Here is a 25,865-nt window from a genome sequence, read left to right on the forward strand (position 1 = left end):
TATATTTTGATGTTATTGTAATGCTAAAAGCTTTACAATACAAAGCATTTTAAGTATATTTGAATAATCAAAAAGATAGTAGCAGATTGTGAAATTAAGTATCCCAAAAATAAGAAAAAATAGAAGATTCAACTATACGCCTAGGTATTATAAGGGTAAAAGTGAAGGTAATATCTATGATTTTGAAAATAGAATTGCTAAATATCGGGATGCTACAAATGATATAGATTTTGGATCACATTGGGCAGATGCCCGTGTATCTAGTAGGAATAGAGGGAATCGTGAAATTAATAAAAGAGTAATCTATATTGTTATAATTTTGGTTTTTATCTTTTTGTATATAATAGATTTTGATTTATCCATATTTACTGCACGAAAATAGATGTCTGATATCATTCAACTATTACCAGATCATGTAGCTAATCAAATTGCTGCTGGAGAGGTCGTTCAAAGACCAGCATCAGTAGTAAAAGAATTGTTAGAAAATGCAATCGATGCACAAGCTACCTATATAAAGCTAATTGTAAAAGAATCCGGTAAAACCCTTATTCAGGTTATTGATAATGGGCAAGGTATGAGCGCTACAGATGCAAGATTAAGTTTTGAGAGACATGCAACATCCAAAATTAAAGTAGCAGAAGATCTTTTTAAATTACAGACAAAAGGATTTAGAGGAGAGGCATTAGCCTCTATAGCGGCTATCGCTCATGTAGAATTAAAAACAAAGCAGGAAGAAGACGAGGTAGGAACAGAAATAAGAATAGAGGGCAGTGAAGTAGTATCTCAAGAAGTGTGTGTTACGCCTAAAGGAACTTCTATAAGTGCCAAAAATTTATTTTATAATATTCCTGCTCGACGAAATTTTCTGAAATCAAATACTGTAGAGTTGCGTCATATTATCGATGAGTTTCATCGGGTGGTTATGGCACATCCATCTATACGGTTTGATATGTATCATAATAGTAGCGAGGTTTTTAATCTGGCAATTACAAATCATCGCCAACGAATAGTAAATATATTTGGAGGAAAAACAAACGAAAAATTAGTTCCTGTAAAAGAAGAAACAGATTTGGTTACGATACATGGGTTTGTAGGGAAACCAGAATATGCTAAACGAACCCGAGGAGAACAATTTTTTTTTGTTAATGGTAGATTTATTAAAAGTGCATACTTAAATCATGCAGTTAGTTCTGCTTTTGAAGGTTTGCTAAAAGACAAAGCGCACCCAAGTTATTTTATATATCTTACTGTAGATCCTAATTCTATTGATATAAATATACATCCTACCAAAACTGAAATTAAGTTTGAAGATGAGCACTCGTTGTATGCTATGTTACGATCTACGATCAAACATAGTTTAGGGCAGTTTAATGTAGCACCTGTACTAGATTTTAATAGAGACTCTTCTATGGATACACCCTATGAGTATAAGGGTAAAATAGCGCAAACGCCAACTATAGAAGTAGATCGAAGCTTTAATCCGTTTAAAGAAGAAAAAATAATCCAAGATAATTCATCCTCAAATACTTATTATGTTCCTAAAAAAGAACCAACTGCAAATTGGGAAAACCTATATGTAGGGTTAGAATCAGAAATGACAACCTCTGCGCCTATAGAGAACGATTTCTCTTCAGTAGAGTTTGAAAGTGAAGAGATTGTTGGTTCTTTGTTTGAAGGAGATGAAAAAAAAGTAGGACACCATACTACATATCAGTTAAGAAAAAAATATATTGTTACTACAATAAAAAGCGGAATGGTGATCGTAAACCAATATAGAGCACACCAAAGGATATTGTATGAAGAACTACTGCGTAATATTACTATGGCAAGTGCTGTAAGTCAGCAATTATTATTTCCATTAACAGTATCTTTTTCAAAAAGTGAAATACAACTTTTGGATACAGTAAAAGAGCAGCTTGAAAACACTGGATTTGTTTTTGGAGAATTGTCTGAAGGGGAGGTTAATATTACCGCAATACCATCAGTAACATCAGAAAAAGAAGTTTTGGTTTTATTAGAACAACTAATTAATGATCTAGAAAATGAAGTGCCAGATAGTGGTTTTTCACAGACAGATTTATTAGCAAGATCTATAGCCAAAAGTATTGCAGTAAGAACAGGGGTGGAATTAGCTTCAGAACAACAACAATACATGGTAAATAGTTTATTTGCATGTACAGACCCTACTATTACACCAGATAATAAGCCAACTTTCATTACATTAACGGTAGATGAAATAGATAAAAAATTTTAATAAGTAGATGGGTAGAATTACAGAAACAGTAAAAGTATTATTGATAGTTAATATTATTGTTTATATAGGGTCTATGACCTTAGGAAATAATGCTTTTGAATTTTTTGCACTTTGGTTTCCAAAAAATGATAATTTCCAAGTTTGGCAGATTATTACACATATGTTTATGCATGGAGGAGAGAGTCATATTTTCTTTAATATGTTTGCCTTATATATGTTTGGAAGCCACTTAGAAGCTTCCATAGGACAGAAAAAATTTCTTTTTATATACTTTTTTTCAGGTATAGGAGCAGCTGGTTTTCAAGTTTTGTTTTCTTATTTTCAATTTAGCCCAGGATATCAAGCGTATTTAGAGGCGGGTCTTTCTTCTTCAGAAATAGGGGATTTTATACAAAATGCTATTGCAACTCAAAAATATAGTGTATACCCTAATATACCCCAAGAGGTAACAGAAAATATGATTAAAACATATGCTACGCCAATGGTAGGTGCTTCAGGCGCAATTTTCGGTGTTTTGGCAGCATTTGCTGTTTTATATCCAAATTTACCTTTATATATTATGTTTATTCCTGTACCTATTAAAGCAAAATATTTGATAGGTGGTTATTTTCTATTAAATTTATATGGAGGAATAACTGGGCAAGCTATTTTAGGCCCTTCAAATGTTGCACATTGGGCCCATATTGGAGGTGCGGTAATCGGCTTTATTACTATGTGGTATTGGAAAAAAAATTCGTTTAATCAGCACCGTTGGGATTAATATGGCAGCTAACAATTTAACATATCAGTTTAAAACAGCTAATATTATTATTAAGCTTATTGCAATTAATACTATAGTGTTTTTGTTTGCTAATCTTGGTTCTTGGATTTTTCAAACCCAACCAGATGTATTGATGCGATGGTTTGTACTTCCTACAGAGCTCAATTCTTTAATTCTCCAAGTTTGGGGGATATTAACCTATAGTTTTTTGCATTTTAGTTTTTGGCATATTTTCTGGAATATGTTAATGCTGTATTGGTTTGGGCAATTTGTTTTAAATCTATTTACAGAAAAAAGGTTTCTTACTATTTACTTGTTAGGAGCTGTTTGCGGTGGTTTATTATTTGTATTAGCATATAATTTGTTTCCTGTTTTAAGTGGGCAACTAGGTTATTTAATAGGTGCTTCGGCAGCAGTCTTGTCAATTGTTATTTTTATCGCGACTTATACGCCGAATACTGAAGTTAGAGTGTTTATGTTTACGGTAAAATTATGGCAAATAGGAGTGTTTATGGTGCTTGTAGATTTGATTCAAATTCCTAATTCAGGAAATGCAGGAGGATTAATTGCGCATATTGGGGGAGCACTATTTGGATATATGTATGCTATGCAGCTTAAAAAAGGGAATGATATTGGGTCTTGGTTCGAGAAATTAATGGATGGAGCATTAAAGTTGTTTAAACCTAAAAAGAAAAGCCCTTTAAAGACAGTACACAGATCTAAAAAAAATAAATCTAGTATAAAAACTACAGCCTCCTCTTCTGTAAAAACACCAAATCAAAAACAAATAGATGCTATCTTGGATAAAATTAGTAAAAGTGGATATGATAGCTTAAACAAAGAAGAGAAAGATTTTTTATTTAAAGCAGGGAAAGAATAAAGGTATGAGAAAAGCAATTAATAAGATCATCTTTGTGATGAACTCTATAGCAGCTTTTGCTTTATTGCTATCTTATCTATTGCCATACGTTTCTCCAAAAATGTTTCCATTATTATCTGTGTTGAGCCTAGCAGTTCCTGTTTTGATAGTTGTTAATGTACTGTTTTTATTATATTGGATTGTTCTTTTAAGTAAAAGGAGTATGCTTTCCCTTATTGTTTTGGCTCTAGGTATTTCTCATGTTTCTTCGCTGTATAAATTAAGAGGAAAGTCAATGGATACAGGAGAAACTGGTATCTCGATAATGAGTTATAATGTGCATAGTTTTAATCGTTTTAATTGGATAGACTCTAAGACTATTCCTCAAGATATTTCGAATTTGATAAAAATTCAGAACCCTGATATCTTTTGTGTGCAAGAATTTTATAATAATCCAGACATTGATTTTAAGCAATATCCTTATAAATATGATTATTTTAATCATAATAGCAAGGAGTTAGCATTGGTTATATTTTCAAAATATCCCTTTATGAAAAAAGGCTCCCTGAATTTTGAAAAAACAGCTAATAATGTAATTTTTGCAGACATAGTAATGCCCAGAGATACAGTGAGAGTATATAATATTCATTTGCAGTCTCATCGGATTAGTTCTAAAACAAATGATCTAGCTAAAGAAGATTCTCAAAAATTACTAAAAAGAATTCAGGTGTCTTTTAAACAACAACAACAACAGTCAGAACAGCTTATTTCGCATATGCGATCATCTCCATATAAAAATATAGTAATGGGAGATTTTAATAATACAGCATATTCTTATGTGTATGATAAAATAAAGTCAGAGAATCTCCAAGATACTTTTAAAAAAGAAGGAAAAGGGTTTGGTAAAACTTTTAAATTTGAATTGTTTCCTGCACGTATTGATTTTATTTTAGTGCCAAAAGAATTTGAGGTTCTTAGTTTTAAAAGTTTTGACTTGGAATTTTCTGATCATTATCCAATATATTCTAAAGTAAAAATCCCATAGTTTGGATAAGTAAAATAACTTATTTTGCTTGTGTAAAAACACGAATAAAAAGTTTAATTCTATAATATGGAACTAATTTATTTGTATTGAATGTCTTTTATTACTACCCCTCTATGTTAGTAGTTTTATTTGCCATCTTTTTTTCCCAGTCCTGGGAGAAGGTTGCATGTTTGTTTTTTACCATTAGTCTCATTTTTTCTTTTATAACTTGCTGTATTGATAAAGGCAGCTCATAAAACCTTTTATTAATATTAGTTAACCTTCCACCATAATTACTATTCTGGTGTCTAATAGTTATTCTTTTACGGTTATGATATATCATGATCTTTACCCTACCATCAGTATACATTTCTTGACCAGTAGTTCCGTAGACTAATATAAGATCAGTCATGCCATCGTTGTCTATATCTGCTAATTCTGAGTATTTATTCCAAAACGATATAGATGTCTCCCATTCTTTATCTATAAAATCGCTAATAGTGGATCTTTTTTTAAAAATATTATTGGCGTAATTTAGATTAAATGCTTGTATTTTGTCATAAATAGTATCATTTTTTTTATCGATTAAAGTGTGCTCTGTTAATAGCAGATAATGCTCTCCTGACTTATCTTTATATAAATATGCCTGAGAAATAGGATATGTAATGCCAAGTTTATTTTTTGTTTTTTTACTGAAAGCCGATATGGTTTCTTTATCAGAAAGTTTGTGTGTGAATTTAGAATCAAAAGAAATAGTATCTTGCTTTTTTAACACTATTTCAAAGGCTAAATCTTGTTTTATTATTTTTTTATCAGAATTTTTTTTGAGGTCTTTTGATTGTTTTTGACAAGAAAGTAAAGAAAGTACGATAAAAAATAGAAGTTTATTCATAAGTAAAAGTGTAAGGCTAAAAAACGAGCTAATTAGCACTAGTTTAGTAATAAATGTAAGGAATATTTAATAAGTTAATAAATATAATCACATTTACATCATCCAACAATCTAGTAAATCTGTAAAAATATGCCATAATAATGCTAGGCCAGCAATTCGTGTTTTAGTAAAAAATAACATAAAGCTATATATTGAAATCGCATAATAGCTATGTAAAATATGAAACCCTACACTACATCTATTAGGATCAAAAATTGGATTGGCGAAGATATGATCCAGATCTATTAGCATAGCAGAAATGAAAAATAGATATATTTTTTTCCATTGTTTTGGAAAAAATAATAAAGCTATTAATAAAGGGACTATAAAATGAAATCCATAATGTAAGATTGGTCTAATCATTACAAAATAGATTGATTTTCAAGATAGGTTAAAGCATTAGGACCTTCATTAAATAATAAATCCAATATAGATAGATTAGATATAAATCCTTTTTTATCCTGAAATACTTGAATATAAGGATCTAAATTATATTTTCTCTCTTTTTTAACATTTATTAGGTGTCTTGAGTCGAGTATATTTGTAGGTTTTTTATCATAAATATTAGTTTTAGAAGTAGGAGCATCTACTTGTAAACTATCCAGAACAATAGACATACATTCATAATTAAAATCCATAAGAAACTCTTTAGGTTTTTCAAATAAAGGTGCAAATTCATCTTCATAATACTCAAAAAAAGGCGAGGTTCTGTAGGCTGACTCTAAAGATTTCCAGTGTAATAATTGCCATTTAAAATCATTTTCTATACGTACATTTTTGTATAATTGTTTCTCTTTTGTTTGACTATGTTTAATAGGGATAGTTAACAAAAGTTTACCGTTGGCACCGTAGATATATGTGCGATTACGATAGCTTTGTTTTTGATAATTGTCTTCATTTTCAAAAACTATCGTATTAGATTTTACAATAGCAATATATTGCGCTATAGGACCTAAATAAGATGGATGGAGTAGAGTAGTAGTATTCAATTGTATTTAATTATTATATGCAGTTTAATCAAACTCAACTAAAGTAAGTTTAATTAAACTGCATTTGGATGCTTAAGCTCCTTTTTTTCTTTTGCGATATTGGTTATAAATAAAATATCCAGCTAAAAGAATAATAAAATATTTAAAGTAAGAAACAGGTTCTCCACTACCTCCAACTGTAGTAAACATTCGTTCCCAACGAATTTTGTTAAAAAGCCCTTTAGCGTTCGAATCCCAACTAAACCAAACAAATACTGGTTTACCAACAATATGTGTAGCAGGGACATACCCCCAATAACGACTATCCTCACTATTATGACGATTATCCCCCATCATCCAGTAATAATCTTGTTTAAAGGTATAGCTGTCTATAGGAGCTCCATTAAGTAATACCTGATTACCATTAGCAGTAAGTTTATTGTCAATTCCCATTTCAGAACCTTCATATACTTCAATAATTCTGCGATAAAGAGAAAAACTCTTTAAATCCATTTTAACTGTTTTTCCAGCTTCAGGGATATATATAGGACCAAAATTATCTTTATTCCAGTTTACTTTACCATTATTAGGGAAAATATTAGATTCTTTATTTCCTTTTTCTGTAATAATTCTTTCAATAGAGGTTACATTGGGATGGTTTTTGAATTTAGCAGCATTTTCAATAGTCATTCCCTTTATAAAAAAACGTTGATTATCATAGCCAAATTCACCAGGATTGTTTGTTTTTATTTTATATCTATCATATAAGTTTTGTAGATTAAAACGATCTCCATTTGTAGTGCCAGTAAATGAGAACTGCACTTGTGCTCTATCAGGTAAATCATTTTGTTTTTTATTAATATATACATATCCATCTACAAGAGATAATGAATCCCCTGGTACTCCAACACATCTTTTTACGTAATTAGATTTTTTATCTATTGGTTTGTATACTGAAATATTAGAAGTGTCAAAGAAAAAACGAAGAGTGTCATTTGGTAAGCTAAATACAACAATATCATTACGTTTTATTTTTTGAAACCCAGGAAGTCTAAAATAAGGGTATTGTGGTTTGCTAGTATAGGATTTGGTATGTAATACAGGTATTGTATCATGAACCATAGGAAAAGATACTGCCGTCATAGGAGTACGAGCTCCATAATGGAACTTACTTACAAATAAAAAATCCCCCACGAGTAATGTTCTTTCTAAAGATCCTGTAGGTATTGTATAAGGTTGCATGAAATAAGTATGTACTATAGTTGCTGCAATTACAGCAAATAATATCGAACTTGTCCATTCTCCTGCAGCTGTTCGTGGTTTTAGGTCTCTATCTTTTATATGTGTTACATCTAGCATATAGTTTACATAAAATATATAAAATCCTAGAGTAACTATTACAATAATAGTATCATTCGTAGAGTTTTTGCCAAAACTCCTAATTGTTTCTACCCAAATTACGGGCAGCATGATAACATTAATTACTGGAATAAATAATAATATCACCCACCACCAAGGGCGACCTATGATTTTCATCAAAATCACTGCATTGTATACAGGGATGAGAGCTTCCCAAGCTTTTCTGTCTGCTTTTTTATATAGTTTCCAAGTTCCTAAAAAGTGAATTACTTGTAGTATTAGGAAAAGAATAAGCCATTCTGTAAATATCATTTTTAAGTATATTTTTTAGTATAAGTACTTTTTATTTCTAAAGTGTTACATTTTATAGTCCTAAAACGTCTTTCATGCTAAAATTTCCTATTTTTCCTACTAACCATTCTGCAGCAACTACGGCTCCCAATGCAAAACCATCACGATTATGTGCAGTATGTTTGATTTCGATATCATCTACTAAAGAGGAGTAAGTTACGGTATGTGTTCCTGGTACTTTATTAATTCTTTTAGCATGTATAGTAATGTTGTTATCCTTATTTTCATTAAGAATCCATGCTTGTTTTTTAGTGTTTTCGATAATTCCTTCAGCAAGAGTTATAGCTGTACCACTTGGGGCATCTAGTTTTTCGGTATGATGAATTTCTTCCATAGAGATATCATATCCTTCTAAAGGATTCATCATTTTTGCTAGTTTTTTATTTAATTCAAAAAATAGGTTGACTCCCAAACTATAATTCGAGGCATATATAAATCCTCCTTTTTTTTCTTTACATAAAGAAATCATAGCATCATAATGTTCTAACCAACCCGTAGTTCCTGATACAACAGGTACATTTGCATTAAAACAGTTAGTGATATTATTTACTGCGGCAGATGGGATACTAAAATCGATAGCTACATCTGTATCAGATAGGTCGTATATGCTATCTTCTTTGTCTATTTTAAGTACAATAGTATGGCCTCTTTTTTTTGCAATTTTCTCTATGGTTTTACCCATTTTGCCATATCCTAGCAGTGCTATTTTCATGTTTTTTGGCTAATGTTTTAGTGCATTTTTTAGTAAAAACGCAACTTTTTTAAAAACTATAATTTAAGGATACTCCATAACTAGGAGTTGTATCAAATTGGTTAAAATTTATTTTTGGTTTAAAAGAAAGATCTTCACTTACATTATACTGTAATAAATGGGCAGTAACATTTGCATCTACAATATTTAATAAATAGATACCTACGGTAACCAAAAGAGATAATTCTTGTTCCCGACGATAACGATCTTGTAGGGATATTAACTGATCATTACTAATTCTTGGTGCTCCATTAGAACTAATAGGGGCGTAAAACTCATCGTCTGTAAAACCTGCTAATCGACGTTTATAAGCATCACGCAAGCGATTATAATTATTGTTATTTTGGACATATAGATATATTCCAGTTCCTAAAGCTGCGTATACAATAGGAATTTTCCAATACTTTTTGGTATATGCTTGTCCCAAACCAGGAAGAACTGCAGAATAAAATGCGGCTCTTGCTGGAGCTAAAGGTTCATAAGGGCGTATTTTACTCTTTTTTTCCTTTTTCTTTTTTACCGGTACTTCTTCGGTAACAACTTTTAATTCTTCATTTTCTTGAGCAAGAATATTTTGAATAGAAAGTATTACAAAAAAAATAATATAAAAGAATCTACTCTTCACTATTTATAAGTTTCTTTAAGCGTTTAAAATCTTCTTCAGAAGAAAATGGTATAATTAATTTTCCACTTCCTTTATTAGAAATTTTCACATCAATTTTTGCGCCAAAATAGTCTGAAAATTCTTTGACTCCTTTAGAGATGTGATGTGGTAATTGATTGCTTGCAGTTCCTTTCTTTACGTTAGGAGTTTCTGTTTTATTATTTATAGATCTAACTAAGTTTTCTGTGTCTCGAACAGATAGGGATTTACCAATAATAGATTCATAAATATCTAATTGTTGTTGTTGATCTTCGATATTAATGAGTGCTCTACCATGTCCCATAGAAATAAAACCATCTCGCATACCTGTTTGTACAATAGGATCTAGTTTTAATAGTCTAAGATAATTAGCGATTGTGGATCTTTTTTTACCAACTCTATCGCTTAATTGCTCTTGTGTTAAGCTTATTTCATCAATTAAGCGTTGATAGGATAAAGCGATTTCTATAGGGTCTAAATCTTGTCGTTGAATATTTTCTACCAACGCCATTGTTAATGATTCTTGATCATTAGCAATACGAATATAGGCAGGTATAGTTTTTAGTCCAACTAATTTTGAAGCTCTATAACGACGTTCTCCACTTACTAATTGATAATTATTAAAGTCTAGTTTTCTAACAGTGATAGGCTGTATAACGCCTATCTCTTTTATAGAAGTAGCAAGTTCCCTTAAAGTTTCATCATTAAAACTAGTACGGGGTTGAAATGGATTAACATCTATACTTTCTAATTCTAACTCAATAATATTACCTACTACTTTATCTGCATTTTTATCCTCTACTGATTTTATATCATTTTCCGGATCTTTTAGCAGAGCAGATAAACCTCTACCTAATGCTTGTTTCTTCGTTGCCTTCGCCATGAACCCTTAACTTAACTGTTTTTTTTAATAATTTCGTGCGCCAAACTTAAATAATTACTTGCTCCTTTACTAGAAGCATCATAATTAATAATACTTTCTCCGTAACTTGGAGCTTCACTTAAACGAGTATTTCTTTGAATGATTGTTTTAAAAACCATTTCGCTAAAATGTTTTTGCACCTCTTCTACTACCTGATTGGATAGCCTTAATCTAGAATCATACATAGTAAGTAATAATCCTTCTATATCAAGATTAGAATTGTGAATTTTTTGTACACTTTTTATCGTGTTCAGAAGTTTCCCTAACCCTTCTAAAGCAAAATATTCGCATTGTATAGGGATAATTACTGAATCTGCAGAGGTTAACGCATTTAGCGTAAGCAAGCCAAGTGAGGGAGCACAATCTATAAGAATATAATCATATTGAGATTTTAATCCTTCAATAGCTTTCTTTAACATATATTCTCGTTGCTCTTTATCAACAAGTTCAATTTCAATAGCAACCAAGTCGATATGTGCGGGAATTATATGCACATTTGGAGCACTGGTTTCTAAAATGGCCTCTTCTGGCTTTATAGTATGTTCAAGAATCTGGTATGTTCCTTTTTCAATGCTTTCTACATCTAATCCAAGCCCAGAGGTTGCATTAGCCTGTGGATCGGCATCGATAAGTAGTACTTTTTTCTCTAAAACACCTAGAGAAGCTGCTAAATTAACAGAGGTAGTAGTTTTACCTACACCACCTTTTTGATTTGCAATTGCTATAATTTTACCCATGTGGGGAGATTTGGATTAACAGCGATAAAAATACGATTTATTATATATTATAAAAATGAAAAATGTTAACACTATTCACAAAAAAGACTATCTGCCTGTATGGATGGTCTTACGTGCCTTTATAATTGTTGATAAATTTTTTTTAGACATAGGTATAGTTTTGTATAAAAACTAAAGTTATACTCTAATTTTAAGATCTATTTTTGCGGTTCTGAAAAGGTTAATCCATATTTGATAATCCCTAAAACATCCTATTTTATTTATTATTTTTGTGTAGTAATTTGATATAGAGTATTTTACTGAATAATAAGAGTGTTGTTTTATAATTCATTAGTTATTTTAGTATTTAGTGTATATGTTTAGAAAAGATAAAATGTTAACTTAATATCGTAAGTTTTGTATGTGCTTAGAAATTAAAATATATAAAAAAATCATCCAGATATCTGGATGATTTTTTTATAATAGGAATCGAAATTTGTTATTTATTTTTTTTAGCTCTAATCATAGCTTCTAATTGATCCCACATTGCTTCAGGAATTTGCTCCAAAAGATTAAATTGTCCAGCACCTTTTAGCCATTCACCACCATCTAAAGTTACTACTTCTCCATTAACATAAGCAGAAAAATCTGATACTAAATAAGCGGCAAGATTAGCTAACTCTTGATGGTCTCCCACTCGTGCTAAAGGAACTTGCTTTGCCATATCAATCTTGTCTTTTAAATCTCCTGGCAATAAACGATCCCATGCTCCTTTTGTAGGGAATGGCCCTGGAGCTATTGCGTTAAAACGCATTCCGTACTTAGCCCATTCTACAGCTAAGGATCTTGTCATTGCTAAAACTCCTGCTTTTGCACTGGCACTTGGTACTACATAAGCAGATCCTGTCCATGCATAGGTAGTTACGATATTTAAAACTACTGTATTTTTATATTTACTATCAATCCAATGCTTACCAAAAGCTAATGTACAGTTTTTGGTACCTTTAAGTACAATGTCTATTATTATGTCAAATGCACGATGGGATAAGCGCTCTGTAGGAGATATAAAATTTCCTGCGGCATTATTTAATAATACATCTACCGATCCGAAGGTTTCTAAAACCTTGTCTCTCATTGCTTCTACCTGATCATATTCTCTTACATCACATTGTACCGGTAAACAAGTTCCTCCTGTTTCAGATTCAAGTTCTTTTGCGGTGTTTTGTAGTTTTTCCAGATCTCTAGAAGTAATAGCTACATTAGCTCCCAGTTCTAAGAAATATCTGGTCATAGATTTTCCTAGCCCGCTACCGCCACCGGTAACCACTATGTTTTTTCCTTTTAGTGCTCCATCACGAAGCATTTTGTCTGTATAACTCATAAGTATATTATAAAATGATGTTTTGCTAAGGTACTAAAAAAACTATGCATGCATAGTTTTTTTAGTACCTATTCGAAAGTAGAAATTAAAATTTCTAGTATGGTAATTGCAGCATCACTAATTTTTGTTCCTGGGCCAAATATAGCAACTGCTCCTGCATCAAACAGATGTTGGTAATCATCTGGGGGTATTACTCCACCTACAATAATCATAATATCTTCTCTGCCATATTTTTTTAGCTCTTCTACTATCTGTGGCACAAGGGTTTTGTGTCCTCCTGCAAGAGAGGATACTCCTATAATATGGACGTCATTTTCTACAGCTTGTTTTGCAGCTTCAGACGGGGTTTGAAATAAAGGGCCTATATCTACATCAAAACCTATATCAGCATAACTGGTCGCAACTACTTTTGCACCACGATCATGACCATCTTGCCCCATTTTAGCAATCATTATTCTAGGTCTTCTACCTTCTAGATCTGCATATTTATTTGCTAGTTCTTGGGCTTTGTGGAAGGATTCGTCGTTTTTTATTTCTTTTGAGTACACTCCTGTAAATGATTTGATTTCTGCTTTAAATCTACCAAACTTTTTTTCTAAGGCATCACTAATTTCTCCTAGAGTAGCTCTTAGTCTTGCTGCTTCTACTGCTAAAGCTAGTAAATTTTTATTATCATCAGTTGCTGCCAGAGTTAAATTATTTAACGCATTTTGTACTGCATTCTCATCTCGGGAAGCTTTTACTTTGTTAAGCCCTTCTATTTGTTGTATTCTTACGGCTTGGTTATCTACTTTTAAGGTGCTAATAGCCTCTTCTTCTTCTAATTTAAATTTATTAACTCCTATAATAATATCTTGCTCACTATCGATTCTGGCTTGTTTTCGAGCGGCAGCTTCTTCAATTCGCATTTTTGGGATTCCTGCTTCAATTGCTTTTGTCATTCCACCTAGTCCTTCTACTTCTTCAATAAGTTTCCAAGCTTTATTGGCAATTTCTTTAGTTAAAGATTCTACATAGTAACTTCCTGCCCAAGGGTCTACTGTACGAGTAATTTGGGTTTCTTCTTGTAGATATATTTGTGTATTTCTTGCAATTCTTGCAGAAAAATCTGTAGGCAATGCAATAGCTTCGTCAAGTGCATTGGTATGTAAGCTTTGTGTGCCTCCAAATGCGGCTGCACTAGCTTCTATACAAGTACGAGCAACATTGTTAAACGGGTCTTGTGCAGTAAGGCTCCATCCACTAGTTTGACAATGGGTGCGCAGCATTAAAGATTTTGGATTTTTTGGATTAAATTGCTGAATCAGTTTTGCCCAAAGCATACGTGCAGCACGCATTTTGGCTATTTCCATAAAATGATTCATGCCAATTGCCCAAAAGAAAGATAATCGAGGGGCAAAAGCATCAACATCCATTCCTGCTTCTAGTCCTTTTCGAATATACTCTAAACCATCTGCCAGAGTATATGCTAATTCGATATCACATGTTGCACCTGCTTCTTGCATATGGTACCCCGAAATGCTAATAGGGTTAAATTTGGGCATGTGCGCAGAACAGTATTCAAAGATGTCTCCAATTATTCGCATAGATGGAGTAGGAGGATACACATAAGTGTTACGCACCATAAATTCTTTTAGAATGTCATTTTGGATAGTTCCAGAAAGTAATTTTTTATCTACTCCTTGTTCTTCTGCGGCCACAATATAAAATGCCATGATAGGTAAAACAGCACCGTTCATAGTCATAGAAACAGACATTTTATCTAATGGAATTTGATCGAATAGTACTTTCATGTCTTCTACACTATCGATTGCAACTCCTGCCATACCAACATCTCCAAATACTCGTTCATGATCACTGTCATATCCGCGATGTGTTGCTAAATCAAAAGCAACAGATAGCCCTTTTTGTCCTGCAGCAAGGTTTCTGCGATAAAAAGCATTGCTTTCTTCGGCAGTAGAAAACCCTGCGTATTGGCGTATGGTCCAAGGTCTACGAACATACATAGTAGAGTATGGACCTCGCAAATACGGAGCAATTCCTGCGGAGAAGTTAAGATGATCTATAGTATTAAGATCCTCTTTGATATAATTGGATTTTATATCAATTCCCTCAGATGTTGTAAATACGGTACTTTTTTGCTGTCTGTTTAAAGTAGCTTTTTTAGGTAATTGGATGTGTTGTACGTCTTTTCTAGTCATTACTTAAAGCCTCATTTCTAAATGATGAATTAATAAGGTTATAAAATTAAGGTTTTAAAAATGATTTTTTATTAAAAAAAGTAAAGTTCGAATATAAGTTTTTAGTAAAAAAGCAAAAAAATCATTCAAATGCTTTTTCTATAACCATCAAAATAGAATAGTAAATATCAAAAGCTATAAAATTTTTAACCTCTATAGCGCAAAATTCTTTATCAGGGATGTAATAAACTCTTTGAGAGACTAATGAAGTGCTAACGTTTCCATCTTCTTCTAATGTGGTGATAATCTCTTTAAAATCATCACTATCACTAGTATTTTTAAGACATTGAATAAAACCACCTCTGTAATTAAAGATTAGAATCTCTTTTTCATTTTTTTTATTAGAAGAAGGAGTAGAACTTTTTATAGTCTCCTTATTTTCGTATTCACTAAGTTTGATCCAAAGAGAATTTTTTGTATTTGCTATTTTTTTAAAATCTCTAGCTAATTGGATAGAATTACTAGAAGGGAGTTTTTTGAGATCAATGGATAGACTAGCGACTTCGGCTAGGAAAGTTCTGTACGTTTTTATAGAGTCAGTACCAAACTTGTAATGAGTAAATAAGTCTTTTTCAAAAGAATCATAAGCCTTTTTTATAATACCTGTTTCATCTACGTTAAGACAATTAACAACAGACTGTGAGAACGTATTATTTATACATATACATAAGCATATAGCAATGATTCTAGATCTAATCTTTAGGGGCATTGATTTAGATTTAGTTATATTAATTTATAAATTCAATTTATCAAATAAAGGAGTGAAGTTAACAATAAGTTTGTAAACATTAACGTTTCCTTGTGTTTTTTTGGTTAAAAACACACATTTTGTTACTTGTGTTTTGTTTTAAGTGTAATTTATTTAAATGCTTTTTCGATTATTAATAGTATCGAGTAATAGATATCAAATGCTATAAAATTTTTTACCTCAGGGGAGTTAAGTTCTTTGGTTGGTAAGTCATGAAGCCTTTGTGCAATTAAGGATGGACTAACATTACCATCATATTCTAAAGTATTAATAATATCTTTAAAGCTATTACTAGAGCTATTATTTTTTAAGCATTGTATAAAACCTCCGCGATAATTAAAAGTCATTATCTCTTCTTCATTTTTTGTATCTGTTTTTGGGGTAGAAGTTTCCTTAGAAGCTTCCATTTGATCGTCGTATGTACTTAGTAAAACCCAAAGAGAGCTTTTGTCTTTTGCTTTTTTCTTAAACATACGTGCTAATTCGATAGAAGTGTCTGATGGTAGCTTTCGGAGATTTATAGATAGGCTGTATAGCTCTGTAAGAAATGTTCGATATGTTTTTATAGAATCGTTATTGAATTCATAATGGTTAAATAAATCTTTTTCAAAAGAGTCGAATGACTTTTTTAGCAATCCCATAGTATCTATACTAAGACAATTAAATTTTTTGTTACTAGTTTGAGAACTACTTATAGTACTAATAGATAATGCTACCAAAAATAGTAAAATTTTATGCTTAATTTTCTCGAACATGAATTGAAAAATTAATTATGAAAACACAATATTTCCCTTAAGTTACGAAAAATTAATGAGTTATGTTGTCGTTGTTTTAATTTTAGCTTCTATTTTTTGTGTTAATCTGGTTGTTATAATTGGGGATAATAATGTTTTTCGTATTTTTTTCTCTGGGAATACAACTTTTTGAAAACTAGGGATGTGCTCTTCAGAATTTTGATATTTATTAGATCCAGTTAATATGATTTTTTCATTATCAAATAACTCCTGTTCTTTTTCGGCACTTTCCTTTATTTTCTTTTGAATGATACCTGATTTTAATTGGTGTAAAAAACCACCACCTTCTTCTATGTTTTTAAATAACTCTAAAGCTTTTTCTGCTATCTGGTTGGTTAAACTCTCTATATAATAAGATCCAGAAGCTGGGTTAGAAACTAAGTTAAAGTAGCTTTCATTTTTCAAAATTAAAAGCTGATTTAATGAAATTCGGGTTCCGAAATCATTTTCGAGATGATAAATATCATCATACGGTATATTTTGTATAGTATCTGCACCACCTAATATAGCACTCATACATTCTGTAGTAGTGCGTAGCATATTAACATTATAGTCCAGAATGGTTTTGTTTCTGTGTGATGGATATGCTATTATATGACATTCTGGTATTACATCATACTCTAAAGCCAAAGCACTCCATAATATTCTTAAAGCTCTTAGTTTAGCAATTTCAAAAAAGTAGTTTCCTCCAACGGCGACTTTAAATACGGGTATTGTATTTTTTAAAGTAGTAATAGAGTTGGATTCAAAATGATGTAAATACTCATTAGCATGCCCTAACCCATAGGCAAGCTGCTGTACCATAGTAGCTCCTGCATTTTGATACAAGTCAAGATTAATACTTATAGTGCTTTTGAGGTTTGAGTTTGTAGTTATTGTATTTAATAGTGTGTGATCCGTAGTTAAATTATCATACCAATTACCTGTTTTTGCTAAGTTGCCAATAATATCTGTTAGGAGATAAATGTCAAGATGTGTTTCTTTGGCATGTTCATTAAGTTTTTGAATATATGTAGAAGAAAGGAAATCTGTTTCTAAATATATAGAAATATCAGAAGGAATGTTTAATAAAAGATCATTTGGGTCGATTTGTTCATTAGATATTATAAAATGAATGCTTTCTGCTCCTCTTTTAATTTCTTTTAGTGCTTTTTGGTTGCTGTTACTGGCTTGGTCTACTATTATTTTTATAGAGTTTCTCCATGTAGAAGGGTGTGAAACTTCATTTTTTATGTCTGTAATATCTTCTTGATTATAAAAAGGTTTAATATCAATCCCTTCTAGAGATTTATATATTAATGCTTCATTATAATCTGCACCTTTAAGGTCAAACTGAATTTTTTGTTTCCATTGTTTTGAAGAAACGTCTTCAAAACTATTAAATAAGGATTTAGTCATCATTTTTGTTTTTAGGTACACTGTCTTCGTATTCGATGATGTATATTTCTTCATCATCACGTTTCATAAAATATTCTTCTCGTGCAAATTTTTCAAGTTCATTACTGTCTTTTAAAATTTTAATATCTTTTTGATCTTTTACAATCTCTTTTATGTAATACTTTTTATTATCATTAAGTTCTTGGATTTCTTGATCTAACTCTCTGTGAATCAGCCATGAATTTGTGTCTAGAAACAGCATCCAAATAACGAATAATAAGATGATAAACAGATATTTATTTAGAAATACAGCAAATATCGGTATCATTACCGGTTTGTTTTTTAATTTTTGAAAATGTTGTTTTAACTTCAAATTTAATAGATAATAATATTGGGGGTAAAGGTACAAAAGTTAATTCAAGCGTTCTTTGATAATAGTACGTACAATATCAATGGCTACATTATTATAATTATTGTTTGGTATAATAAGATCTGCAAATTCCTTAGTTGGATCTATAAATTGTTGGTGCATTGGCTTTAGGGTGTTTTGGTATCGATCTAAAACTTCATCTATATCTCTACCGCGCTCCACAATATCTCTTTTTAATCGACGTATTAATCGCTCGTCACTATCGGTTTGTACGTATATTTTAATATCAAACATATCTCTAATTTTTGGATTGGTAAGTATTAAAATTCCTTCTACAATAATCACCTTGCTAGGTTTGGTAGTAACTGTTTTGTTAGTTCTATTATGCTCTACAAATGAGTATACAGGCTGTTCTATAGTTTTTCCTTTTCTAAGTTCTTTTAAGTGCTCGCATAATAAATCAAAATCAATAGATTGGGGATGATCAAAGTTGATTTTAACTCTCTCATCATAAGTTAGGTGGCTAGTGTTTTTATAGTATGAGTCTTGAGAGATAACACATACTTCGTTGTCTGGTAGCTCATTTACAATTTGATTTACAACAGTTGTTTTACCACAGCCAGTTCCTCCAGCAATTCCGATAATTAGCATTCTGATTTTTTTGCAAATTTAAAGATTGTTTTTGAGTTTTAAAGAGGATGTGTTTATGAGTTTTTAGTATATATTATTTGTTTACTGAATTTATACTAATAAAATGTTCTTTTTTCTCTGGTTATAGAATAGAAATAGATAGTAGTTTTTCTATACTTAATTCAAAAAATGATGTTTTTATACTTATGGATGTGAAGAAATTGTAAGCTCTTGAGAAAAGTAGTTTCTTATTTCTATGAAAATATTTTTTGATATTTTGTAGCTACAATTATTTTAGATTTGAATTTTGATTATAAATACAATATCAAAAAGCTCATCACAAAGATGAGCTTTAAAACATAATTCAAATTGGCTAAATCAAAAAAAGAGTTTAAAATATGTTTATGTAGGCTTTATTTGGCTAATGCTTCTTTTTTAAACCAATTGTTAAACTTAACGTTTGTAGTGGTTTGTTCAAACAACACATTACCTTTGCTGTTTTCTTCCCAAACACCTTCTGTTGGGTCAAAAAGACGCTCCGTTTCACTCCATAAGCTAAACGTTTAGCTATGGAGGCTGAAATTTTAAAGAGCAGAGTTGAAATTTCAATAACCGAGGTTAAAAATTTAACAAGCTGGGTTAAAATTTCAAGACCGTTAGTTAAATACTTCGTCAAAAAGACGCTCGGGAAGGTCAAAAAGACCCATGATAGGCTCTTAGGGGTTAAACGTTTAGTATTGACCACCCTATATTTTATACACCGTGTGTATCTGGCATGGGCATCTTTTTATGTGTTGAAGATAAATAATTCATCCAGTGCAAGTCCATTATGGACAGGAGTAACCCTTTTTTTTATGTTGGGTAATAATGTTGTTGCCAATTTTTATTGAATAGTATATTCTTCTGAGTCAGGAACAATGGCTTCATGTTCTCTATTTGAAATTTCTGTAAAATTAGTTATTGCATCACCTTTAAAATAGGATAAACCTCTTTTTAGTATTTTTTCATTAATGAGTTGCTCAAATTCGTTTAATTGTATTTTCATTGTTTAGATGTAAAAGGGCTAATTATTCTGATTTTAAGATAGGCTGTTTCTCTAAATCGTAAATCGTTTCTGATATTTCAACTCGAAACCATTGTTTAAACATTTTGTAATTACGTTTTTGAGGCCATTCTTTTTTGTTGGTATGCCAATCGTGTAATACCATTGTAAATAACTTATCGAATTTCTTTTCAAGAAATCTTTCTAAATCGTTTATAGTGTCATTAACCAGATATATATCAACATCTATCTCATCCATTTTACTATCAGGATATAAATTATTGAGCCAATCTATAAATGGTTGTTTTGGTTTTATAATAAATGCACTTCGGTTTATATAGTTTTCTTCAAAATCTTCTTGAGCGTGCAGATTATTTTCTTCGTTTGTATTGACTATATTGGCTAAATATGATTCTTCCTCTTGGGTCACGACACTTAGTATAGGGTCTCCACCATCGTTTACTTCTTTTAATTCAAAATCTACTATAAAATTTGTATACGCTTTGAATTTCTCTTCCTTGTGGGCTACCATTCTTTTTAGCAATAGAACATCTTCTTTATTTTGTTCAATTGAATTCATTGTTTTTTCAATATTTTCACTTGGAATAATACTATTTATATTAGCCGTGTTCCAAGCATTAATTGCAAAATCAAGAATATCTTCTATGAATTCATAATCTTTAAAATCATCCATAAATGGATTCATAAATTGCTCTAATAATTTTGAATACTTAACACCTGTATTAGGAACAATTTTGTTGTTTCCAAACAAATCAATTACTTTATTACTCATTTTTTTATTTTAAAAGGCATTAAACTTATCTCCCATAGCGTGTTTTAAATTCCATTTTTTCGTGGTATCTAAAGCACGTTCTAATACAATTAACTTTTGGTCTATATTCTCTTTAAAATACTCTACGGTTTCATCTATAATAATTACATCCAAACAAATTAAAGTCTCTTTATCTCCATATGTGGCTTTAAATTTTCTTCTATCAAGTATTCCATAAACTACACCAATAATAAATATTACTATGACTCGCAATATAATTTCACCATCTAGTTTTTGTAGATTCATTTTTGTTTCTATGTTGCCTAACGGCAGTTTGTCTTAAAACAACCTAAATACTTATTTAAATGTACATAATTTTGGTTTTCCTACTCGACTGTAGCCAGTTTTTCTATCCAATTATTCTTTTCATTAACCATTCAACTGGTCCATTTTTTCTATTCTTTAACCAATATGTAGCAAATAAAACGCACAATAGGCTGAATACTAAAGCATAAGATACTGAAAATACTATAGGATAATCCCCCATTTTTTCTGGGTTAAGTAACTCAATTATCCCCATACCAACAATTACGTGTGCCACATAAAAAGTAAGAGCTAATTGTCCTGTTTTATTAAGCGCTAAAATTATTCTGTTCGTTGGATATCTTTTTCCAATTATGATACAAGTTGATATTATTGATATGGAAATTGCAATTCCATTAAGCATATAAATTGGTAATGGCGGCATTGGGCTTGTTCCAATAATTTCTGTTAACTCACTTACAGATTGTTCGTTTCCTTTTGATAAAATAGAAATGGATGCGTATGATAAAATTTGAATTACTATAAAAGCTATTGAGCTAACCCAAAATGCTTTTTTGATAAATCGGTCGTTTTTCAAATCCTGTTTACCAAACCAAAAGCCAAAAAGCATAAAAGAAACCCAAGGAATTACTGGGTGAAAACCATTTAAAAATAAGTTTCTGAAAAAACCATTAAATGTCCAAAAATCGAGATACTCTAAAGTGTCAAAATTCCATCCTGTTTTATAATCCCAAAAGCTAATGAGTAATGGGTAAATAAAGATGAATACAATTAATGATATTAAAATTACTTTTTCATTTCTTTTTGATAAAAGAAGTATTATAAGCATATAAATACTGTAAAAATGCAGTATATCTGCTGGCCAAACTAGTATATATGTAAGCCCTAGAATAAATAGGAATAGTGCTCTTTTAAATATTTTTATTCGAATAATTTTTAACTTTTGGCTGTCATTATTTCTCAATGCAGTATTTGTCATTAAAGCAAGCCCAACTCCTGCTAAAACCACAAATGTTGCGGCAGCCTTACCGTCAAAAATATTTATGATGAATTTTAGCCAGCTCGACCCTTGCTGACCAAATACAACTTTAAAGTTCACTATTATCATTCCGATAACAGCTAAAGCTCTTGCTAAATCAATCCCAGAAATGCGCACAGATTGTTTTTTTATATTGTATTGCATCAAATTAAAAATTTAATCCTCCTTCAATACCAAAACCTATGGAGTGGTTAAGCACTTTTGAATTGGAAAGTTTACCTATAATATTAAACCCTATTACGAATCCTAAATCATTGAATGGCACATAAAGAAGTCCGGTTGATGCATTTCCTCCGATCAGAAATCGAGTATTTTTATCAGTAGAAATTCGTTCAATCGATTCTGCTCCTATGCATCCTCCCAATCCAAGGTTAAAATAAAATCCACCACCTAAGTGTTCATAGCCATCGAAACCAAACCCAAGCGAATAGGTGTCTACATCTTTTATGTTTTTTTTCTCTAAAAAGCTACCATCTATATTTGTACTCCCAAAACTTAATGTAATAGGGATAACAAACTCTTTTGTTTCTTTCTGAAATTCTCGATATTGTATAGAAGTGCTTTGATAATTTCTATTTACGACATGCTTATAGGTAATCATGTGTAATTGATTTATCAACAATGTATCTAACTTTTTTTGACTAAAAACAGACAAAGGAAGTAAGGAAAAGAGCGTAACGTAAATAAAATATTTTGCATGTCGCATATCATTCTTTTTTATTAAAAAATCATGAAGCAAAATAAAGCCAAAGCCAAAGCATAAAATTTGACTTACATCAAATAATTAAATTTTTGCTCTAATACGACTTAGTGTTTCTAATGAGATATTTAGATAGGATGCAATATGCTGAAGTTTAATATGTTTTAGTAGTTCTGGGGCAATTGATAGCAGTTTTTGATACCTTTCAGTAGCGTTAAGTAATCTTAAGTCATGCATATCTTCTTCTAACGCCGCTGCATGTATTTCTGTTAATAGCAAATCAAGTTTTATAAGTTTAGGAAAATTTACTTTAGCTTTTTCCCAATCCTGTTTTTGGGTTACTTTAACTTCTACATCAGTTATACAGTCAATAAATTCATTACTTGGTTGTTGAAAGGTATAGCTATTAAAAGCAACTGCTATATCATCTGCAAAATAGAAATCTGTGATAACTTCTTTCCCTTCCTTTAAGTAATATTTTCGAGCTATTCCGCTGGTAATGTGATAGCTGTTTTTACATATATAACCTTCGTTAAGAAGAACATCACCCTTTTTGAAATGTTTTATTACTTCTATCTTGTTTAGCAAATCGATTGTTGCTTTATCAAATGAAGCTATAAGTTTTTCAATTTTTTTAATGTGTTTTGTCATTTAGAGGTTTTATAAATATACACAGACCTTTCGATTTTTGTCCTTCTTTGAGTAAAACTGTCCCTTTTTTACCGAGTGATATAAGTCTAACGAGAGTAACGCGTTCCTCTCCTTATCTATCAAAGAAATATATTTTACATTCTATTTTATGCTGTTTTTATCGTTACTCTACACTTGCCACCAACGATTATTATAAGAGCAGTAGCAGATTAAACACTATTACTTTTATATTAATGTTTGTACCTTGAATGATAAATATAGTTCAATTAATTTGAATGTCCCAAGAGGCTAAAGTCCCTTACGTTCCTAATAATAGACTATTTAAATAAGGAGCAAACTTAGATTTGGTGAACCGCCTGTTACGAGACCCGTATGGCAGGTGGTACTTCGATAAACTCAGTAGAGCTGTGTGAGGTGCACTCCGTTATCTAATGATGGCGGAGCCATCTACACGATTATGCATTATTTTTTTTTCTCCTTTTCAACAACATAGTATGAAATGTTAATCTTGTCATCTTTTAAATCCGATTGTTTGTTGACTTCTTCGTATTCTATTTTTTCCACATACTCTGGTTCAATACGAATTTCAGCATTTCCGCTTTTATTAAAGTCACGAGCAAGTAATTCCCATTCAAAAATTATTTTTTCAGAATTAGGTTCTGGTAATAATGAAATTTCGAAATATCGATTATCTTTTTGTATCAGAGGATTATTGTCAATCGGTCTATAGGTGATTGTTTTAGTTTCATCATCAATAAATTCGGTTAGGGATAGCTTTGGAAACATCGGTGAACCATTGTCCAAACGAGTAACACCTTCTTTGAATTTTATTATTAATCGCCAATCTTCTAAAACTATTGAACCTTTGTTTTCCATCACTAACTCGAAATCAACCCAAGATTTGTTAATTCTGTTTGAGCCGAACGGATTTAATAGATTTTGGTAAAAATCTAAAGACAATCGATTGGAATTTAAACTTTCCATTAGTAATTCCGAATCCGATTTAGGTGTCATTTTATATTTAGTGATTGTCTTTTCGAATATAGGATTTAACGTTAATGATTCTTGCAAATCATTAAACGAAATGTCAAAATCAAATCGCCCTTTTTGGCCAATTCCATTTAAATACCAATTGTAAGTATCAGGATTTTCTTCGATTAAGTCAACTATATCCTCCCAGCAAAAAAGTAGAATTTCGAATGAGCCATTTTTCTGATTTTCGATGTCTTTGATTCTAACAAATTTTTCAATTTTCGAATCTTTGTTGGTTGAAGAAGCAATGATATAAACAGCTAAATTTGGTTCAAAAGTTTTAGCTTTTTCAATTTCTTTCGTAATCTCGGATTCCGTTAGTTTTGCATTGGTGTAATCATCTTTACCTTTAGCTTGAATTCCCCAATATTGGTTTTCTCCTTTTGGTTTTCCATATACGTCCACTCCAGCTTGTTCTTGTCCTAAACGCCCATTCTTTTTAATCTTATTAGGAATTTGCCAAATCTCTCCCCAAAGCTTTTTGCAAAGTGATTCAAAATCTTGCCAATTTTCTGGCTTTCCGAGGGTTTTCTTCATTTAGTTCAAATAATGCATAACAATAGAGTATGTGTACTGGTACACATATATCCATTATATATCTCTTACAAATCTAGGGGATTTCTAATGGATTTAAAATTATTTATTATGGTTTAAGTGTATATTTTGGTATTGCTATGTTCTAATAAGGGTTCTAGATATCTTAAACCTAATAGGAGGTTTAAGAAATATTTACAAGTTATCAGACTAGTGTAAGTTTTTTATTCCTCTATAAGTCTTCTATGATAATTTATTTGTCCAAGATGATACGTCAGATGATTGATCAAATGAATTAGTAAATATTCAATTGTTTCTACTTTAGGAAACTTCATGATTGGATACTCTTTTTGCAATTCTTGGTTAGTAAGAGAGCTTAGTGATTTTTTAGCCATTTGTATGGTATCATGTATACTATCAATCAACTCTTTTCTTGGAACATTTTTTTGCGTAAATTCAAGCTCTCTATTTCTAACATAGTTTGTTTTTCCAATTTCTTTTCCAATAAATGTGTGTAAGTTTCCAATTAAATGTAGGGTTAAATTTCCTGCGGAATTAGAGATGTTTTTTTCTGTTCGCCAAATATTTTCTTCCTTCTTGTAGAGTTCTATTTCAGTGATTAATTTGTTCAGGTCTCTTTCAAAAAAGGTTATTAATTCGTCTTTATTCATTGGTTTAATTCTTTATTTTTCA

At 31.0% G+C, this 25,865-nt stretch carries 28 protein-coding genes; 5 read left to right on the plus strand and 23 right to left on the minus strand.

Features of this window, described 5'->3' with window-relative positions; translation table 11 throughout:
- Positions 1–85: 85 nt before the first annotated feature.
- Genes H527_RS0108965 through H527_RS0108985 form a run of 5 tightly spaced genes read left to right on the plus strand, consistent with a single transcriptional unit; the run spans position 86 to position 4,918 of the window.
- On the plus strand, positions 86–382 hold the full coding sequence (locus H527_RS0108965; protein WP_027412396.1) for a hypothetical protein: 297 nt from the start codon (positions 86–88) through the stop codon (positions 380–382).
- Positions 383–2,254 (plus strand): DNA mismatch repair endonuclease MutL, encoded by a 1,872-nt coding sequence (gene mutL / locus H527_RS0108970; protein WP_027412397.1) that lies wholly within the window; start codon positions 383–385, stop codon positions 2,252–2,254.
- Positions 2,255–2,261: 7 nt separating this feature from the next.
- Positions 2,262–3,014, plus strand: coding sequence for a rhomboid family intramembrane serine protease (locus H527_RS0108975; protein WP_027412398.1), 753 nt, complete (start codon positions 2,262–2,264; stop codon positions 3,012–3,014).
- A gap of 1 nt (position 3,015) precedes the next feature.
- Positions 3,016–3,894 carry a rhomboid family intramembrane serine protease gene (locus tag H527_RS0108980; RefSeq protein WP_027412399.1) on the plus strand — a complete coding sequence of 293 codons (879 nt, stop codon included), beginning with the start codon at positions 3,016–3,018 and terminating at the stop codon, positions 3,892–3,894.
- A gap of 4 nt (positions 3,895–3,898) precedes the next feature.
- On the plus strand, positions 3,899–4,918 hold the full coding sequence (locus H527_RS0108985) for an endonuclease/exonuclease/phosphatase family protein (protein ID WP_027412400.1): 1,020 nt from the start codon (positions 3,899–3,901) through the stop codon (positions 4,916–4,918).
- 103 nt (positions 4,919–5,021) lie between these two features.
- Here H527_RS0108985 and H527_RS21745 read toward each other — a convergent pair whose 3' ends face one another.
- From H527_RS21745 to H527_RS0109105, 23 genes are all read right to left on the minus strand, one after another.
- The gene (locus H527_RS21745; protein ID WP_051316705.1) at positions 5,022–5,789 is read right to left on the minus strand and encodes a M949_RS01915 family surface polysaccharide biosynthesis protein; all 768 of its coding nucleotides are present in this window, start codon (positions 5,787–5,789) and stop codon (positions 5,022–5,024) included.
- 93 nt (positions 5,790–5,882) lie between these two features.
- Positions 5,883–6,191: a DUF6122 family protein gene (locus tag H527_RS0108995; RefSeq protein WP_027412401.1), complete on the minus strand. Its 309-nt coding sequence runs from the start codon at positions 6,189–6,191 to the stop codon at positions 5,883–5,885.
- Complete coding sequence (locus H527_RS0109000) at positions 6,191–6,817, minus strand: WbqC family protein (RefSeq protein ID WP_035087719.1); 627 nt, start codon at positions 6,815–6,817, stop codon at positions 6,191–6,193. The genes H527_RS0108995 and H527_RS0109000 overlap by 1 nt, the downstream gene beginning before the upstream one ends.
- A 72-nt stretch (positions 6,818–6,889) precedes the next feature.
- Positions 6,890–8,467 carry a signal peptidase I gene (gene lepB, locus H527_RS0109005; RefSeq protein WP_027412403.1) on the minus strand — a complete coding sequence of 526 codons (1,578 nt, stop codon included), beginning with the start codon at positions 8,465–8,467 and terminating at the stop codon, positions 6,890–6,892.
- Positions 8,468–8,519: 52 nt separating this feature from the next.
- The gene (gene dapB, locus H527_RS0109010) at positions 8,520–9,218 is read right to left on the minus strand and encodes a 4-hydroxy-tetrahydrodipicolinate reductase (protein WP_027412404.1); all 699 of its coding nucleotides are present in this window, start codon (positions 9,216–9,218) and stop codon (positions 8,520–8,522) included.
- Between the two features lie 49 nt (positions 9,219–9,267).
- On the minus strand, positions 9,268–9,882 hold the full coding sequence (locus H527_RS0109015) for a DUF5683 domain-containing protein (protein WP_027412405.1): 615 nt from the start codon (positions 9,880–9,882) through the stop codon (positions 9,268–9,270).
- Positions 9,872–10,783, minus strand: coding sequence for a ParB/RepB/Spo0J family partition protein (locus H527_RS0109020; protein WP_027412406.1), 912 nt, complete (start codon positions 10,781–10,783; stop codon positions 9,872–9,874). Before H527_RS0109020 ends, H527_RS0109015 begins: the two co-directional genes overlap by 11 nt.
- A gap of 11 nt (positions 10,784–10,794) precedes the next feature.
- Complete coding sequence (locus H527_RS0109025; protein ID WP_027412407.1) at positions 10,795–11,559, minus strand: ParA family protein; 765 nt, start codon at positions 11,557–11,559, stop codon at positions 10,795–10,797.
- Positions 11,560–12,037: 478 nt separating this feature from the next.
- Positions 12,038–12,919 (minus strand): SDR family oxidoreductase, encoded by an 882-nt coding sequence (locus tag H527_RS0109030; RefSeq protein ID WP_027412408.1) that lies wholly within the window; start codon positions 12,917–12,919, stop codon positions 12,038–12,040.
- A gap of 68 nt (positions 12,920–12,987) precedes the next feature.
- On the minus strand, positions 12,988–15,120 hold the full coding sequence (scpA, locus tag H527_RS0109035) for a methylmalonyl-CoA mutase (RefSeq protein WP_027412409.1): 2,133 nt from the start codon (positions 15,118–15,120) through the stop codon (positions 12,988–12,990).
- Between the two features lie 121 nt (positions 15,121–15,241).
- Positions 15,242–15,868, minus strand: coding sequence for a hypothetical protein (locus H527_RS0109040; RefSeq protein ID WP_027412410.1), 627 nt, complete (start codon positions 15,866–15,868; stop codon positions 15,242–15,244).
- A gap of 149 nt (positions 15,869–16,017) precedes the next feature.
- The gene (locus tag H527_RS0109045; RefSeq protein ID WP_027412411.1) at positions 16,018–16,662 is read right to left on the minus strand and encodes a hypothetical protein; all 645 of its coding nucleotides are present in this window, start codon (positions 16,660–16,662) and stop codon (positions 16,018–16,020) included.
- Positions 16,663–16,722: 60 nt separating this feature from the next.
- Positions 16,723–18,099 (minus strand): methylmalonyl-CoA mutase subunit beta, encoded by a 1,377-nt coding sequence (locus H527_RS0109050; RefSeq protein ID WP_027412412.1) that lies wholly within the window; start codon positions 18,097–18,099, stop codon positions 16,723–16,725.
- Positions 18,092–18,406 (minus strand): FtsB family cell division protein, encoded by a 315-nt coding sequence (locus tag H527_RS0109055; RefSeq protein ID WP_027412413.1) that lies wholly within the window; start codon positions 18,404–18,406, stop codon positions 18,092–18,094. Before H527_RS0109055 ends, H527_RS0109050 begins: the two co-directional genes overlap by 8 nt.
- Before the next feature lie 84 nt (positions 18,407–18,490).
- Complete coding sequence (gene udk, locus H527_RS0109060; protein WP_027412414.1) at positions 18,491–19,099, minus strand: uridine kinase; 609 nt, start codon at positions 19,097–19,099, stop codon at positions 18,491–18,493.
- An 862-nt stretch (positions 19,100–19,961) separates the two neighbouring features.
- The gene (locus tag H527_RS23925; protein ID WP_155837849.1) at positions 19,962–20,123 is read right to left on the minus strand and encodes a hypothetical protein; all 162 of its coding nucleotides are present in this window, start codon (positions 20,121–20,123) and stop codon (positions 19,962–19,964) included.
- A 22-nt stretch (positions 20,124–20,145) separates the two neighbouring features.
- A complete protein-coding gene (locus tag H527_RS0109075) occupies positions 20,146–20,913 on the minus strand; it encodes a hypothetical protein (protein WP_027412416.1) in 768 nt (255 codons plus the stop codon).
- A gap of 9 nt (positions 20,914–20,922) precedes the next feature.
- A complete protein-coding gene (locus H527_RS0109080; RefSeq protein ID WP_027412417.1) occupies positions 20,923–21,198 on the minus strand; it encodes a hypothetical protein in 276 nt (91 codons plus the stop codon).
- A 103-nt stretch (positions 21,199–21,301) separates the two neighbouring features.
- Positions 21,302–22,399 (minus strand): DUF418 domain-containing protein, encoded by a 1,098-nt coding sequence (locus tag H527_RS0109085; protein ID WP_035087721.1) that lies wholly within the window; start codon positions 22,397–22,399, stop codon positions 21,302–21,304.
- A gap of 4 nt (positions 22,400–22,403) precedes the next feature.
- Complete coding sequence (locus H527_RS0109090) at positions 22,404–22,961, minus strand: hypothetical protein (protein ID WP_027412419.1); 558 nt, start codon at positions 22,959–22,961, stop codon at positions 22,404–22,406.
- A gap of 78 nt (positions 22,962–23,039) precedes the next feature.
- Positions 23,040–23,606 (minus strand): Crp/Fnr family transcriptional regulator, encoded by a 567-nt coding sequence (locus tag H527_RS0109095; RefSeq protein ID WP_027412420.1) that lies wholly within the window; start codon positions 23,604–23,606, stop codon positions 23,040–23,042.
- Positions 23,607–24,068: 462 nt separating this feature from the next.
- Entirely contained in the window at positions 24,069–25,175 is a 1,107-nt protein-coding gene (locus H527_RS0109100) for a hypothetical protein (RefSeq protein WP_027412421.1), read from the minus strand.
- A gap of 221 nt (positions 25,176–25,396) precedes the next feature.
- A complete protein-coding gene (locus tag H527_RS0109105) occupies positions 25,397–25,843 on the minus strand; it encodes a DinB family protein (protein ID WP_027412422.1) in 447 nt (148 codons plus the stop codon).
- Positions 25,844–25,865 lie beyond the last annotated feature (22 nt).

Origin of the sequence: Aquimarina muelleri DSM 19832 (genome assembly GCF_000430665.1) — a bacterium.
Taxonomy (GTDB): Bacteria; Bacteroidota; Bacteroidia; order Flavobacteriales; family Flavobacteriaceae; genus Aquimarina; species Aquimarina muelleri.

What these genes read in the sequence shown, in the direction of transcription:
- mutL (WP_027412397.1), top strand. Translation starts at nt 383, where the DNA reads ATGTCTGATATCATTCAACTATTACCAGATCATGTAGCTAATCAAATT.
- H527_RS0108975 (WP_027412398.1), top strand. Translation starts at nt 2,262, where the DNA reads ATGGGTAGAATTACAGAAACAGTAAAAGTATTATTGATAGTTAATATT.
- H527_RS0108980 (WP_027412399.1), top strand. Translation starts at nt 3,016, where the DNA reads ATGGCAGCTAACAATTTAACATATCAGTTTAAAACAGCTAATATTATT.
- H527_RS0108985 (WP_027412400.1), top strand. Translation starts at nt 3,899, where the DNA reads ATGAGAAAAGCAATTAATAAGATCATCTTTGTGATGAACTCTATAGCA.
- H527_RS21745 (WP_051316705.1), bottom strand. Translation starts at nt 5,789, where the DNA reads ATGAATAAACTTCTATTTTTTATCGTACTTTCTTTACTTTCTTGTCAA.
- H527_RS0108995 (WP_027412401.1), bottom strand. Translation starts at nt 6,191, where the DNA reads ATGATTAGACCAATCTTACATTATGGATTTCATTTTATAGTCCCTTTA.
- lepB (WP_027412403.1), bottom strand. Translation starts at nt 8,467, where the DNA reads ATGATATTTACAGAATGGCTTATTCTTTTCCTAATACTACAAGTAATT.
- dapB (WP_027412404.1), bottom strand. Translation starts at nt 9,218, where the DNA reads ATGAAAATAGCACTGCTAGGATATGGCAAAATGGGTAAAACCATAGAG.
- H527_RS0109020 (WP_027412406.1), bottom strand. Translation starts at nt 10,783, where the DNA reads ATGGCGAAGGCAACGAAGAAACAAGCATTAGGTAGAGGTTTATCTGCT.
- H527_RS0109025 (WP_027412407.1), bottom strand. Translation starts at nt 11,559, where the DNA reads ATGGGTAAAATTATAGCAATTGCAAATCAAAAAGGTGGTGTAGGTAAA.
- H527_RS0109030 (WP_027412408.1), bottom strand. Translation starts at nt 12,919, where the DNA reads ATGAGTTATACAGACAAAATGCTTCGTGATGGAGCACTAAAAGGAAAA.
- scpA (WP_027412409.1), bottom strand. Translation starts at nt 15,120, where the DNA reads ATGACTAGAAAAGACGTACAACACATCCAATTACCTAAAAAAGCTACT.
- H527_RS0109040 (WP_027412410.1), bottom strand. Translation starts at nt 15,868, where the DNA reads ATGCCCCTAAAGATTAGATCTAGAATCATTGCTATATGCTTATGTATA.
- H527_RS0109045 (WP_027412411.1), bottom strand. Translation starts at nt 16,662, where the DNA reads ATGTTCGAGAAAATTAAGCATAAAATTTTACTATTTTTGGTAGCATTA.
- H527_RS0109050 (WP_027412412.1), bottom strand. Translation starts at nt 18,099, where the DNA reads ATGACTAAATCCTTATTTAATAGTTTTGAAGACGTTTCTTCAAAACAA.
- H527_RS0109055 (WP_027412413.1), bottom strand. Translation starts at nt 18,406, where the DNA reads ATGATACCGATATTTGCTGTATTTCTAAATAAATATCTGTTTATCATC.
- udk (WP_027412414.1), bottom strand. Translation starts at nt 19,099, where the DNA reads ATGCTAATTATCGGAATTGCTGGAGGAACTGGCTGTGGTAAAACAACT.
- H527_RS23925 (WP_155837849.1), bottom strand. Translation starts at nt 20,123, where the DNA reads ATGAAAATACAATTAAACGAATTTGAGCAACTCATTAATGAAAAAATA.
- H527_RS0109075 (WP_027412416.1), bottom strand. Translation starts at nt 20,913, where the DNA reads ATGAGTAATAAAGTAATTGATTTGTTTGGAAACAACAAAATTGTTCCT.
- H527_RS0109080 (WP_027412417.1), bottom strand. Translation starts at nt 21,198, where the DNA reads ATGAATCTACAAAAACTAGATGGTGAAATTATATTGCGAGTCATAGTA.
- H527_RS0109085 (WP_035087721.1), bottom strand. Translation starts at nt 22,399, where the DNA reads ATGCAATACAATATAAAAAAACAATCTGTGCGCATTTCTGGGATTGAT.
- H527_RS0109090 (WP_027412419.1), bottom strand. Translation starts at nt 22,961, where the DNA reads ATGCGACATGCAAAATATTTTATTTACGTTACGCTCTTTTCCTTACTT.
- H527_RS0109095 (WP_027412420.1), bottom strand. Translation starts at nt 23,606, where the DNA reads ATGACAAAACACATTAAAAAAATTGAAAAACTTATAGCTTCATTTGAT.
- H527_RS0109100 (WP_027412421.1), bottom strand. Translation starts at nt 25,175, where the DNA reads ATGAAGAAAACCCTCGGAAAGCCAGAAAATTGGCAAGATTTTGAATCA.
- H527_RS0109105 (WP_027412422.1), bottom strand. Translation starts at nt 25,843, where the DNA reads ATGAATAAAGACGAATTAATAACCTTTTTTGAAAGAGACCTGAACAAA.